Consider the following 13,527-nt stretch of genomic DNA (forward strand, 5'->3'; position numbering starts at 1 on the left):
ATTTATACAGTGAATTTTGCACAAATCTTACAAGATAACTGGTAAATAATTACACAATTTAGTTATGTTTAATCGTGTAAATTATCATGCATCGCAATCAAATATTGTTCATAAAGCCAAACGGTTTATTCTGTTTGGCTTTTTTTATTGCAAAAATCGCTGATCTGTCACATAAATTACACATTAAAAACGATCTTTTTGTTTGTAACTTTACTACATTTGTTGAGAATGTCTGTTAATATAGTTACATCATTTAAGTGCCGAGATTGCTTAAGCACTTTAAATAACCAAATTCTATTTAACACAAAATCTTTCTTATCATTAACGGAGTATCTTATGTTCCGCAGAACTAAAATCGTTACTACACTAGGGCCAGCAACTGATCGCGATGACAATTTACGTAAAATTATCGTGGCAGGTGCTAACGTTGTTAGACTTAACTTCTCACACGGTTCACCAGAAGATCATTTAAAGCGTGCTACAGATACACGTAGGATTGCTAAAGAATTGGGCAAACACGTCGCTATTTTAGGTGACTTGCAAGGGCCTAAAATTCGTATTTCTACCTTTAAAGATAACAAAAAGATCAAGCTTAACTTAGGTGATGCTTTTATCCTTGATGCTGATTTAGCAAAGGGCGAAGGTGATGAAACTCAAGTAGGTATCGATTACAAGCAATTACCTAATGATGTCGTTATTGGCGATATATTAATGCTTGATGATGGCCGAGTGCAGTTAAAAGTTGAACGTGTTGAGGGTAATAAAGTCTTCACTAGCGTTACAATAGCAGGCCCGTTATCAAATAACAAAGGCATCAACAAAAAAGGCGGCGGCTTAACCGCTCCTGCCCTCACTGAAAAAGACATGGCGGATATCAAAACAGCTGCGTTGATTGATGTTGATTACTTAGCAGTATCGTTTCCTCGAACGGGTGCGGATCTTGATTTAGCACGTTCGTTAGCACTTGAAGCGGGCAGTAAAGCATTAATTGTCGCTAAAGTTGAGCGTGCAGAAGCGGTTGAATCTGACGAAGCTATGGACGATGTTATCCGAGCATCAGACGTCGTCATGGTTGCTCGTGGTGACTTAGGTGTTGAAATCGGCGATGCGGCACTTGTTGCTGTACAAAAACGGTTAATTCAACGTTCGCGTCAACTCAACAAAGCCGTGATCACTGCAACACAAATGATGGAATCAATGATTTCAAGCCCAATGCCAACACGTGCTGAAGTGATGGACGTGGCTAACGCAGTGTTAGACGGTACTGATGCAGTGATGCTCTCAGCAGAAACCGCTGCGGGCGATTTCCCTGAAGAAACCGTTATGGCAATGGCTAACGTTTGTTTAGGCGCAGAGTTACACCCAAGTGTAAATGTGTCTAAGCACCGTATGGATGAACGTTTCTCTTCAGTTGAAGAAACGATAGCACTATCAACCATGTATGCTGCTAACCACTTGCCAGGTGTTAAAGCGATTATTTCGTTAACGGAATCTGGCGCGACAGCTAAATTAATGTCACGTATCAGCTCTGGTTTGCCGATTTTTGCATTATCACGTCATCAAAAAACATTAGCTAGCATGGCTATGTTCCGTGGTGTACAGCCTATTGAGTTTGATTCAACAGCTTATCCTGCTGATGAATTAGCTAAAGAAGCATTAAACTGCATGGTTAACGCCGGTTATTTGGTCAGTGGTGATCTGGTACTCATGACTAAAGGTGACGCGATGGAAACGATCGGTGGCACTAACACTTGTAAAGTACTTATTGTTGCATAATCAACAACTACGCGTAGCGAGTAACACTCAATAGTTTTTATATTGTGATTATCTCGTTAACCCTAAAGCCAGTCTTCGGATTGGCTTTTTTTATGGGTTAAATTTAGAACGCTAGTAATGAACCGCCTATCCCCCCTAAATTCGCCTATCCCTCCCTTGTTGTATTTCTAACAATGTCTGTTTATCGCTTTGTTGTAATGAAAAAAAACCCCGACAGAGTCAGGGTTTATTTGGCGCCAATGATTTACATCAAAGACTGACATAAAAGTAATCAACTTACATTATAGCGTCTCAAAGTCATTGACGTTAATAGCGGCTAAGCGCAATTCATCTGCTTCGACAAGCTGTTTATGTTCAGCTTCAGTGATAATGTCTTTTGCTAACGCTACGTCAAATAACTCAAGCATTGGAAGCTTGGATTTTATATGACCGCTACGTTGAGCTTTCTTCAACTTTTTATACAGCTCTTTTGCAGCATATTTGGCTAAGAAAGCTTGCTCTACTTCCGCAATACCACTTTGGTCATCTTCAACATCACTACAAAGGAAAGTGATTCGGTCTCGTGCAGGTCCAGGCTTTAGCATACCGGTCACTAAATCAATCGCCAACTTGTCGCTTGGTGCGCTAAAGTGATTCCCTAATGGAAAAATCAATACTCGCAGTAATACTGCCGCGATTTTGCTTGGGAAATTATGGATAGCATCATTCAACGCTTTAGCCGCTAAATGTAAACGCTCCGTCATCACATAATGCACTGCAGGTAAATCATCTTGTTGACGACCATTATCTTCAAACAGTTTCAACGTGGCAGACGCTAGGTATAGCTGACTTAATACATCCCCCATACGTGCAGAGAGCATTTCTTTACGTTTAAGGTCGCCGCCCATGATCAACATCGAAACATCAGTCATGATGGCAAGTGATGAAGAGATACGCGTCATATCACGGTAATATTGCTGCGTCGGACCGCTCACTGGCGCACTGGCAAAACGACTGCCCGTTAACGCATTACCCAATGATCGTAATGCGTTACCGATCGCATAACCTATGTGTCCCAGTAAAAGAGAATCGAAACGGTCTAATGCCGATGTCTCATCTTCCATCGCCGCGGCTTCCATTTCAGCCAAAACGTAGGGATGACAGCGCGTTGCACCTTGGCCAAAAATCATCAATGACCGAGTCAAAATGTTTGCACCTTCTACGGTAATTGAAATAGGAGTTGCCATGTATGCATGACCTAAATAGTTTTTAGGTCCTAATTGGATACCTTTACCCGACTGAATGTCCATTGCGTCTTCTAATACATCACGACCTAACTCTGTCATATGGTATTTAGCAATTGCGGTAACCACAGAAGGTTTAACTTTTAAGTCGATACCTTGAGTGGTTAAACGACGGGCGGCTTCAAGCTGGTAAGTATTGGCAATAATACGCGCCATAGCCTCTTGTACGCCTTCAAAGTGACCGATTGGCATACCGAACTGTTGACGAACATAACTATACGCTGTGGTCGTTTTAGTGGCCACATGGCCAGATGCAGTAGCAAGCGCAGGTAATGAAATACCACGTCCTGCAGACAAACATTCAACCAGCATACGCCAGCCTTTACCCGCAAACTGTGGTCCACCAATAATCCAATCTAATGGAATGAATACATCTTCACCACTGGTAGTACCGTTCATAAACCCCATCATTAATGGATTATGACGACGACCGATTTCAACGCCTTGATGATCCGTTGGGATCAACGCACAAGTAATACCTAGGTTTTTAATCTCACCTAACAAACCGTCAGGATCGCGCATTTGGAATGCTAACCCTAATACTGTCGCTACAGGTGCTAAGGTAATGTAACGCTTGTTCCAAGTTAAACTTAAGCCTAATGTCTCTTCGCCTTCAAACTCACGGCGACACACAATACCCAAGTCAGGGATTGCGCCAGCATCACTGCCCGCTTCTGGACCCGTTAACGCGAAACAGGGAATATCTTTACCCACAGCTAACGATGGCAACCAACGCTCTTTTTGCTCTTGAGTGCCGTAATGCGTTAATAGCTCACCTGGGCCTAAAGAGTTAGGCACCATAACGGTAACGGCAGCACTGACACTGCGGGTGGCAATTTTAGCCACAATCGTTGAGTTTGCATAAGCTGAAAATTCACGCCCGCCGTACTTTTTAGGAATAATTAACGCAAAAAAGCCTTGTTCTTTAAAATATTGCCATAACTCTGGCGGTAAATCTTTACGATTATGGACAATATCGAAATCGTCAATCATGGTTAATGCGGTTTGTACTTGATTATCAATAAAGTCTTTTTCTTCTGCACTTAACGTTGGTTTACCATAACTGTGTAAGGTGTTCCAGTTTGGTTTTCCGCGGAATAACTCACCTTCCCACCAAACATCACCGGCTTCCATTGCTTCTTTCTCGGTACTCGACAATGGAGGCAACACTTTTTTGAAAAATGAGAATACTGGACGCGTGATAAATTGCATCCTGATATTACGTACGCCAAAGAGGACGATGATCGCTATAATAAGCAATATGACGATGGTCATTTTATACCTTCTTAGTTTGTTAACACAGGGACAGCAACACCAGCTGCCATGTAGGGGATAACTTTACGAATAATGGCTTCAATATTGTTATGTTCACCATAATCTGCCGCGGCAATTTCATTTAAGGCATCTGCAGAAGCCATAGTGAACACAATAGTTCCTAAAGTGAAATGCAAACGCCAAAACATTTCAGCCGCGGGAATATGCGGAACGCTGGCTGATACAGCTTGAACAAATGTGGCTAAATGTTCGCCATAGTGTGTGGTGATAAACCAGCGCAAATGCCCTTGGCTTTCTATGTAACCTCGGCCCAACAACTGTAAGAAAATAATCGTGCCGCCGTTACGTACCTTATTCAATTCAAGTAACGGGTTAATTAAAGCAGAAAAAATCTCGTTTAGTGATGCATTTTCAGGCGCATTATGTAAACGATTAATCTCTATCGAAGCGCTTGGCATAAACACATCTAAGTATCTTGCTAATACAGCACGAATTAATTCTTTTTTCGAACCAAAATGGTAATTGACCGACGCCAAATTGACTTCAGCTTTACTCGTAATCAGTCGTAACGACGTTTCAGAAAAACCTCTTTCAGCAAACAACTTTTCAGCTGCATCGAGTATTCTTGTTTTTGTATCAGTACGACTTGCCATTCCAAGACCCAAGTTAATTTAAACACCTGTTTAAATTAATCATTGAGCGCACAGATGTCAATCGAAATTGTTAGCTTTCTTTGTTTATGCAAACAACAAAAACAGTAACAACCGCATCAGATTGTTAACTTATATGCAAAGTTTGCTATTTTTCGGTACACTCATTACGACAAGAAAAACAAGGATGCAAACAAATGAATTTGCCTTTAAAACGACCGTCCCAAATTGCACTTATTGTCTCAATCGCATTAGGATTGTGTGCGTGTAACGACACGACTGTCACCACTGAGGCTGCTGATGAAAAAACAGATATCGCAGCCGCAATAAATTTTGTTAACCGCGCAGAGGCTGATTTAGCCAGTTTATCGATTGAAGCTAACCGTGCAGAATGGATCTATTCCAATTTCATTACAGATGACACCGCGGCTTTATCTGCTGCAATGGGAGAAAAAGTAACCTCCACATCAGTGCGCTATGCAACTGAAGCGGCCAAATACGCTAACGTAGATTTAGACCCTGTCAATGCACGCAAGCTTAACAGCCTTCGCAGTAGCATAGTATTACCCGCTCCACTTGATGCAGCTAAAAATGCCGAGCTGGCTAGTATCGTCTCACAGCTCAATGGACTTTACGGCAAAGGTAAATATTGCTTTGCTGACGGTCGCTGCCTTACTCAACCTGAGTTATCTAATATTATGGCAGAGTCAAAAGACCCTGCTTTGCTTTTAGAAGCATGGAAAGGTTGGCGTGAAATAGCCAAACCCATGCGTCCGTTATTTGAACGCGAAGTTGAATTAGCCAATCAAGGCGCAAGCGATCTAGGTTATACCGACTTGTCTGAACTGTGGCGCAGCCAATACGACATGGAGCCTGAGGCATTTTCAGCAGAACTTGATCGGCTCTGGGCACAAATAAAGCCGCTTTATGACTCATTACATTGCTATGTTCGCGGCGAATTAAACCAACAATATGGTGATGACGTTGCGCCAAAGACGGGCCCTATTCCAGCGCATTTACTGGGGAATATGTGGGCTCAACAATGGGGTACTATCTATAATAGTGTTGCACCTAAAGATGCAGACCCTGGCTATAACGTGACCGAACTATTAGCCCAAAACGGCTATGATGAAATTAAAATGGTAAAACAAGCTGAAGGTTTCTTCACTTCACTTGGGTTTGGCGCATTACCAGAAACATTTTGGACCCGTTCAATGTTTGTACAACCTCAAGGCCGTGATGTGGTGTGCCATGCATCGGCGTGGGACTTGGATAACCTAGATGATATCCGCATTAAAATGTGTATTCAGAAAAATGCTGAAGACTTTAGTGTTATTCATCATGAATTAGGCCATAATTTTTATCAACGAGCCTATAAAAACCAGCCTTTCATCTTTAAAAACTCAGCAAATGATGGCTTCCATGAAGCGATTGGCGACACAATAGCCTTATCTATTACGCCTAAGTATTTGCAGAAAATTGGCTTACTTGAAACGGTCCCCGATGCGTCTAAAGACATTGGATTATTGTTAAAGCAAGCATTAGATAAAATTGCCTTTATGCCTTTTGGGTTAATGATTGATCAATGGCGCTGGCAAGTATTTAACGGCACCATCAAACCGGAGCAATATAACCAAGCTTGGTGGGAGCTACGTGAAAAATATCAAGGTGTTAAAGCACCCATTGAGCGTACTGAAGCGGATTTTGATCCTGGTGCTAAATATCATGTCCCAGGCAATGTCCCCTATACGCGTTATTTCTTAGCCCATGTACTGCAGTTCCAATTCCATAAAGCACTGTGTGATATTGCAGGTGACACAGGTCCTGTTCACCGTTGTAGCATTTATGGTAACAAAGCAGCAGGAGCTAAACTGAATCAAATGCTCGAAATGGGTGCCAGCAAACCTTGGCCTGAAGCGCTTAACGTTGTGACAGGTTCAGACAAAATGGACGCCAAAGCAGTGTTAGATTACTTTGCCCCTTTGCAAGTCTGGTTAGATGAACAAAATACACAGGCAAACCGCCAGTGTGGCTGGTAACCCTCGATGTGATGACCGATTGTTTCAGCGACCGATTGTAGCGATTGGTTGCAGTGACTGATGCAAATAAACGATCATTAAGAGGCCGCTACTTCACATCTAATTTTTTCACTTAAAATAATGGCGCTAGTCAATAATAGCGCCATTATTTTATATAAATACTCTCGATTTAATGTAAACCTATCTAAAACCACGACCTTTTCTATTCAACTCGCCATTTTCAATTCTTTTTTGCTGTGATTTTTTTAGCATCACAAATAGCGCGCCGACCCCGCCACATTCTTTTGTGGCAGAATGATACGCGGTAACCGGCTCGATAAATTGTAACCAATGACATACTGCAGATTTCATTAATGCTGCATAAGGTTTGCTTTTATAACCCTTACCATGAATAACCAGTATGTTACGTTCTCCGTGTTCATAAGCACTTAATACGTAATTAAGTAAACTTTCACGGGCCTGTAAAAGCCGATATTGATGTAAATCCAACACAGTATTGAATCGATATTTACCCAGTCGAAGTTGTGTAAACACTTCGTCTTGAATGCCATCCATTTTATAGCTCACCACATCGTCGGGCTTAAGCGGTTTGAATAAATAAGGATCGGTGGGCAATAACGCTAACAACTCATGTTGCTCTGCTGCCGCTCGCTTTGCCAGTTGAGCATCTGTTACTCTTAATGGATTAGGCCATGTTTGGGCAGTCTGTGTTTGATGTTGATGTTTAATAGGAGTCACATCGGCCATTTCTTGTAAGAATAATGGGTCATCACTTAACAACATATGGACCTCCTACATACTTTGTAAAGATTCTACGCTTTAGCAAAGTTGATGAATAAATTATAGTTACGGTTACGGTATCGCTTCAATTATTGATTTAGGCGACAACTGCCTTGAAAAACACCGTTAGCTAAAAAGAGAACTAATCCTTGAAAAAAATATTGACCTTATTGAATGCGCCATGGTCGTCTCTACTTCTGCTAGCAGTGGGTTTGAGCGGAATCACGTTGAACGTTTATGCCGCAGAGTCGATCCCTCATCAGACGTTGAATGCTAATTTTACAAAATTGACTCAAGCTTTTGAACAATTAGATTTAACCGCCATTGAGCAAATATACACTGACGATGCTGTGTATATTTCTGAAACACAAGACCGAGGCATCATTAGCGGTAAAGAAAACATTTTAGATCTGTATAGCCGATTTTTTAATAAGATTAAAACTAAACACGCTAAACTTGAAGTCGACTTTCGTGTACTTGTACGTTATAGCGAACCAAATAGCGCAACCTACATTGGTTATTATTTAGTGCGGTTTCACCCAGGAAAAGAGTCTGGTGAACCGATCAGTGAGTTTGCCGGTAAGTTTGTGACTGTTTTTACCAAAGACAGCAAGCAACAATGGAAAATTAGCGTCGACTCTAACACTCACGCCGCGCCCCATTTTTACTATGATGCGAAACCGGTACCGAATCTATATTATGGTCGGCAATTTATTGCTGCAGCCGCAAAATAATAAACTTGATGAAGAATAATGATTTATTAGACGCTAAATCGACACACTGCCCCTGTGGCAGTTCACGTCCCTACGAGCAATGCTGTGAGCCATATCATTTAGGTCGTGCTGTGGCAGAGATACCAGAGCGTTTAATGCGGTCTCGTTATTGTGCCTTTGTGTTGCGTCATTTCCGCTATTTGATTGCGACGCATCATCCACAATATTTACACGGTTTGACTGAACAACAACTTGCCCAAGGTAAAACCCAGTGGTTGGGTTTAGTGGTAATGTCATCGACACAACAATCTGAATATGGCGAAGTAACCTTTAAAGCTTGGTTTATTGAAAACAAACACATTGATGCTATTTATGAGTGTTCGTCATTTATCAAACAAGATGGCCATTGGTTTTATACTCACGGACACCAAATGCAAACTCGGTTACCAGGCAGGAATGACCCTTGTATCTGTCATAGCGGCAAAAAATTCAAACAATGCTGTGCTAAGCGCACGGGTTAGCAACGGTGAGTAATACGCTACCCATCCGCTTAAAAATAAGCCTAGTTGCTGATGTCGTCGAATAGCTCGTTGCAGAGCAATAGTGAATTAATCTGCTATTGATAAATAAAAATTGAGTAAAAGACGCTGTGAAAAGGCTATTTAGCATTTTGTAGAATACTGCTTAAAGATAATTTCAATCATTACCCGTAAAAATCTTATGCTCCACAAGGATGAAATACGACGACTCAGCCAACATGTTGCTCACTTAATGCCTGTTGGTGTCGTTTCATCTCATGGGCATTAATAAACAAGGCAAAATCATTAACACGTATAGCTGGGCTATATAAAAACCCTTGAGCATGATCGCAAGCGTTCAATGTTAAAAACGCTTCCTGTTCTTTGGTTTCAACCCCTTCAGCGGTTAACGAAATATTCAGTGCTTTAGCCATCGCGATAATCGCACTGACAATCTCACGGCTTTCGTGGCTAGAACAGATATCCATAATAAATGAGCGATCTATTTTTAATTTCGAAATGGGGAATTGCTTAAGGTATTTCATCGAACTGTAACCTGTACCAAAATCATCAATCGCTAAACCGACACCTAATTCGGCCAATTCATGACATAACTTAATTGCATAGCGAATATCTCCCATGAGTTCAGTTTCAGTTATTTCAAGGATCAAAGTCTTAGGCTTAATACGATAGCGCGTAACGAAACGCCAAACTTGTTCATACAAGTTACCGCTAAAAAATTGTCGCGCGGCAACATTCACATGCATCGCAATGTTGACATCTTTATGCTGCCACAAATTCAATTGCTTACAGGCCGTTTCTAATACCCATTCACCAATTTGATTAATCATCCCGGTTTGTTCTGCTATTTCGATAAACGCACCTGGATAAAGCACCCCTTTTTTAGGGTGATGCCAGCGAATTAATGCTTCTGCACCAATATACTGATTATTTTGCAGATCCATTAAGGGTTGATAATACAACTCAAACTCTCGACCGCGAATAGCGTGGTGTAAATCATGCTCTATCTCTGCTTTAGTGTTAAAAGCTTCAAGTAGCGCTTCATTAAAGAATTGATAATGAATATCATTGTTTTTCTTAGCAACTTGTAACGTAATATCAGCACAAGATAACGGGTTGAACAAGCCGACTACTGACTTGATATCGACTACGGCAATGGCGGGTCTAGGTTCTACTTTTTCTCGATAGATGACTGATGAAGCGGCCAGATTCATGTAAAGCTGGCTGATCATTTGTTCGACATCTGTATCCGGTAACATCGGCGGCAATAATACAGCAAATTCATCGCTACCTATTCTGGCGACATCAATAGCGTTGGAAGTCTCTGCAAAATATTGTAAACGTCTTGCCGTCTCAATTAATAAGGCGTCACCTTGTTCATGGCCATGAGTATCGTTAAAACGCTTGAAGCCTAATAAATCAATAAGAATTAATGTACCTTCAGTAGCGCTATCTAGAATGGGGGTAAAATGGCTACGATTGTGTAGTCCTGTTAATGAACAATGCCATGCCAAACGCTCTAATTCGGCTTTGTGTAAATATTCTGCGGAATTATCGTAACTAGACACAAGCGCATAATGCTTACCTTGTTCCGTTACAAACGGCGTAACATGATAATTTATCCAATATTCACTACCGTCAATTCGCGCCAATTTAAGGTCGCCTTTAACGATCTCGCTATTACGTAATTTATTGATAACCTGGTCAAGCAGTTGTGGCGTATGCCTAAACACATCGAGGTTTGAAGCACTATGATGTTCAACCGAAGAACGGGGTAACCCGGTCATTTTTTCGTGGGCACTGTTAACATACTCAATAATACGACTATCGGTATTCACCAGCATGACAACATGTTCTGATTGCTCGGTAGCATTTCGCAACATATAAACTTGTTCATTGCGATCATAGGTATAGCGCGTAGATAACGTTAACGCCAATTGATCAGCACATTGAATAGCAAACTGAATATCAGATTTTATCCAACGGGCCTCTTCACAGCTTTCCACCGACAAAATGCCCTCTATATGGCCATTTATTCGGATGGCAATATCGATACTGGTGGCAATGTTGTGGTGTTGGTAGTACTCAGAAAATGTTTGAACTAAATTTATATGCGTGCTGTCGGTGGATAAAATATATCGATGGGAACGTAACTCATTAAAATATTGAGGGTCAATGGTCATTTGTCTCAAATGAGATAAATGACTCAGTTTGTCGTTAACCTTGCTTGCGACTAAAGTATGCTCACAGATAAAATCGTCATCGTCAGCAAAGCCGTTACTATCGTTTTTATTTCTCAATGACCAAACAGATACAAATGACGCAGCGAAATATTCTCGCAGCTGTTGGCATACCAACTCTGCGGTTTTTTTGAAATCACCTTGTTGTTTAGCACTGGAATTTACAATTAATTCCAATAAATGCTGTTGCTCTTTTCGATTCATTTACATTCCGAAAAAATGGCTTCATCACTCTAAATCTTTAACATTATTAACTCAGTACACTTATTATTATTTTCTGATATTCACAGCGTGAGTCAACATATAACAGCAATGCACCGGGAGCGAAACTCGCGTTAAAAACATTTAGAATATTAGATTAGCATAAGCTACTATACCTTTAGTTAAGTAAAGCAGATTACACCCGATACTCTAAAACAGCAATCCTTTGGTAATATATTGTTACGCTTAATTAGGATTGTTGACACACGATGCTCACTCCCATAAAAAGTGTTTAACAACAAACACGTAACACGTTTTTATTTTCATTACAAAGTGCCATAAATCTAAAGTTGATTTTCAAGTTGAAAAATCATCTTCTCCACGCTATAAGCGAAATCAAGCTTCAAAGCAATAGTGTTATCCTCATCAACAATCTCAGCTTTTGTATCAGTAAAACGTTGTTGTGCTATTTGCTGCATAGCTTGTGCTTGCAACAATGCATCGTCACCGACAAAACTAAGCATCAATAAAGTATCTTCTGCTTCAACGACGGCACCAATATCAACATAACTACCACATTCCGCACAGGTGTCATTGACATTACCTTGTTGCTGTTTAATTTTCTCAATCATTACTCACCCCATCAGTTTGTTTAACGTCGAACCACAAATATAACCCAATTTTGGCTGAATTTTATTTGCCATGCTCACAATTACCAAAAATATTCACTCTATACTATCTAAGAGTAACAGCACCGTATTAACCCTAAGCAGTTAAGCCAACTGTAATGATAAGGTATTTGAAATCTTACGTTGTGTATTGAGCTGATCCAGAAAATGCATCTCTTCTATTGGAGTATGTTGTTGGTAAGCATTAATGGCTTTATTTTTAGTCAGGTAATCACAGTTACTTAAGACTTCAACCATCGCATCTGGTTGAGAGCCTCTAATCACAAGCGCTTCTGGCGTTAATGCTTGTTGAAGTTGAAACTGCCTTGCCCCTTGCTGCTGAAACACAATAGCGTTATCGATAGTGTCCGGGTGGACTGATATATCATCAACCAGTAATTGCGCTGGCGGTACCGCAAACTGTCTTCGTAGCTTTTGCGTGCTCTCTATATCATTATCCAATTGAAATTGAGCCATATCAACGGCATCAACCGACAACATAGCCAATAGCAAACCAAATTCACCGCGACGATTATGTTCAATCGCGACGTTTAATCGGTTCCCTATTTGTAATTCATTGACTAATGTTGATTCAATTTGCATATAAAAACATCACTACTATTGCTCGATGCTAATTTATCGACCAAACAGTCATAAACTTTAGCAATATATTCAATTTTACACTTTACATATAAAAGGTTTCTGACTACTATGGCGGCCGCAATTGAGGAGGGGTTCCCGAGTGGCCAAAGGGATCAGACTGTAAATCTGACGGCTCAGCCTTCGAAGGTTCGAATCCTTCTCCCTCCACCATTTGCGATGTGGTAAAGCTGTAAAGAGTTAAAATGTAAAAAGAGAGTAAGAAAAAAAGAAAAAATGTGGAGGGGTTCCCGAGTGGCCAAAGGGATCAGACTGTAAATCTGACGGCTCAGCCTTCGAAGGTTCGAATCCTTCTCCCTCCACCATCTTTCTTTTATTCGTATCTATCTTGCTGTGGAGGGGTTCCCGAGTGGCCAAAGGGATCAGACTGTAAATCTGACGGCTCAGCCTTCGAAGGTTCGAATCCTTCTCCCTCCACCATTTTACATCTTACTTTAATTCAACGCTGTTTTATTACTGTGTCCTGTAGCTTATTTACCCTTGTTAAAAATATTTCCCTATCTGCGCTTTGTCGACCTCATCTAGACCAATTTATGTCATCCAAGTTATAGTCTGTTTACACCACTATCTGTTGTACTCACTATCTGTTGTACTAACAATCTGTTGTACTAACAATCTGTTGTGATAACTATTGTGTTATTTATTGTGGTAGTACTTGTACTCACTACTGGGTTACTTGTGCACTAATTGTTGTTTTAATTGT

10 protein-coding genes and 3 tRNA genes are annotated in these 13,527 nt (G+C 40.8%); 7 read left to right on the plus strand and 6 right to left on the minus strand.

All coding sequences use genetic code 11. The features are described 5' to 3' along the window. Positions 1-336: 336 nt before the first annotated feature. Positions 337-1,776, plus strand: a complete 1,440-nt coding sequence (gene pyk, locus EGC80_RS16920) for a pyruvate kinase (RefSeq protein ID WP_124011506.1) — start codon at positions 337-339, stop codon at positions 1,774-1,776. A gap of 281 nt (positions 1,777-2,057) precedes the next feature. Here pyk and EGC80_RS16925 read toward each other — a convergent pair whose 3' ends face one another. Together EGC80_RS16925 and EGC80_RS16930 are read right to left on the minus strand one after the other, a co-directional pair. Next, entirely contained in the window at positions 2,058-4,334 is a 2,277-nt protein-coding gene (locus EGC80_RS16925; RefSeq protein ID WP_124011507.1) for an acyl-CoA dehydrogenase, read from the minus strand. An 11-nt stretch (positions 4,335-4,345) separates the two neighbouring features. Next, entirely contained in the window at positions 4,346-4,987 is a 642-nt protein-coding gene (locus EGC80_RS16930; protein WP_124011508.1) for a TetR/AcrR family transcriptional regulator, read from the minus strand. Between the two features lie 194 nt (positions 4,988-5,181). Here EGC80_RS16930 and EGC80_RS16935 point away from each other — a divergent pair, with 194 nt between their 5' ends. Further along, on the plus strand, positions 5,182-7,023 hold the full coding sequence (locus EGC80_RS16935) for a M2 family metallopeptidase (protein WP_124011509.1): 1,842 nt from the start codon (positions 5,182-5,184) through the stop codon (positions 7,021-7,023). A gap of 180 nt (positions 7,024-7,203) precedes the next feature. Here the strand turns inward: EGC80_RS16935 and smrA are convergent, their stop codons facing one another. Next, positions 7,204-7,806 (minus strand): DNA endonuclease SmrA, encoded by a 603-nt coding sequence (gene smrA / locus EGC80_RS16940; RefSeq protein ID WP_124011510.1) that lies wholly within the window; start codon positions 7,804-7,806, stop codon positions 7,204-7,206. A 146-nt stretch (positions 7,807-7,952) separates the two neighbouring features. On the opposite strand from smrA, the gene EGC80_RS16945 reads away from it, so the two are divergent. Then, positions 7,953-8,537 carry a YybH family protein gene (locus EGC80_RS16945; protein ID WP_233768532.1) on the plus strand — a complete coding sequence of 195 codons (585 nt, stop codon included), beginning with the start codon at positions 7,953-7,955 and terminating at the stop codon, positions 8,535-8,537. An 8-nt stretch (positions 8,538-8,545) separates the two neighbouring features. Continuing rightward, complete coding sequence (locus tag EGC80_RS16950) at positions 8,546-9,037, plus strand: YchJ family protein (RefSeq protein ID WP_124011511.1); 492 nt, start codon at positions 8,546-8,548, stop codon at positions 9,035-9,037. A 227-nt stretch (positions 9,038-9,264) separates the two neighbouring features. Here EGC80_RS16950 and EGC80_RS16955 read toward each other — a convergent pair whose 3' ends face one another. The 3 genes from EGC80_RS16955 to EGC80_RS16965 form a co-directional block, all read right to left on the minus strand. Continuing rightward, entirely contained in the window at positions 9,265-11,499 is a 2,235-nt protein-coding gene (locus EGC80_RS16955; protein ID WP_124011512.1) for a bifunctional diguanylate cyclase/phosphodiesterase, read from the minus strand. 341 nt (positions 11,500-11,840) lie between these two features. Further along, positions 11,841-12,128, minus strand: a complete 288-nt coding sequence (locus EGC80_RS16960) for a DUF406 family protein (protein ID WP_101031749.1) — start codon at positions 12,126-12,128, stop codon at positions 11,841-11,843. Positions 12,129-12,269: 141 nt separating this feature from the next. After that, a complete protein-coding gene (locus tag EGC80_RS16965; protein ID WP_101031751.1) occupies positions 12,270-12,767 on the minus strand; it encodes a VC2046/SO_2500 family protein in 498 nt (165 codons plus the stop codon). A 125-nt stretch (positions 12,768-12,892) separates the two neighbouring features. Between EGC80_RS16965 and EGC80_RS16970 the strand changes: the two genes are divergently transcribed. The 3 genes from EGC80_RS16970 to EGC80_RS16980 all read left to right on the plus strand — a co-directional run bounded on the left by EGC80_RS16970 (position 12,893) and on the right by EGC80_RS16980 (position 13,244). Continuing rightward, a tRNA-Tyr gene (locus EGC80_RS16970) sits at positions 12,893-12,977 on the plus strand. A 67-nt stretch (positions 12,978-13,044) separates the two neighbouring features. Next, positions 13,045-13,129, plus strand: a tRNA-Tyr gene (locus EGC80_RS16975). 30 nt (positions 13,130-13,159) lie between these two features. Then, positions 13,160-13,244: transfer RNA gene (locus EGC80_RS16980), tRNA-Tyr, on the plus strand. The last annotated feature ends 283 nt before the right edge of the window (positions 13,245-13,527 follow it).

The organism is Shewanella psychromarinicola (genome assembly GCF_003855155.1).
GTDB lineage: Bacteria > Pseudomonadota > Gammaproteobacteria > Enterobacterales > Shewanellaceae > Shewanella > Shewanella psychromarinicola.

Coding starts and splice junctions, on each gene's coding strand:
- EGC80_RS16965 (WP_101031751.1), bottom strand. CDS start 12,767: ATGCAAATTGAATCAACATTAGTCAATGAATTACAAATAGGGAACCGA.
- EGC80_RS16955 (WP_124011512.1), bottom strand. CDS start 11,499: ATGAATCGAAAAGAGCAACAGCATTTATTGGAATTAATTGTAAATTCC.
- smrA (WP_124011510.1), bottom strand. CDS start 7,806: ATGTTGTTAAGTGATGACCCATTATTCTTACAAGAAATGGCCGATGTG.
- EGC80_RS16960 (WP_101031749.1), bottom strand. CDS start 12,128: ATGATTGAGAAAATTAAACAGCAACAAGGTAATGTCAATGACACCTGT.
- EGC80_RS16935 (WP_124011509.1), top strand. CDS start 5,182: ATGAATTTGCCTTTAAAACGACCGTCCCAAATTGCACTTATTGTCTCA.
- EGC80_RS16950 (WP_124011511.1), top strand. CDS start 8,546: ATGAAGAATAATGATTTATTAGACGCTAAATCGACACACTGCCCCTGT.
- pyk (WP_124011506.1), top strand. CDS start 337: ATGTTCCGCAGAACTAAAATCGTTACTACACTAGGGCCAGCAACTGAT.
- EGC80_RS16930 (WP_124011508.1), bottom strand. CDS start 4,987: ATGGCAAGTCGTACTGATACAAAAACAAGAATACTCGATGCAGCTGAA.
- EGC80_RS16925 (WP_124011507.1), bottom strand. CDS start 4,334: ATGACCATCGTCATATTGCTTATTATAGCGATCATCGTCCTCTTTGGC.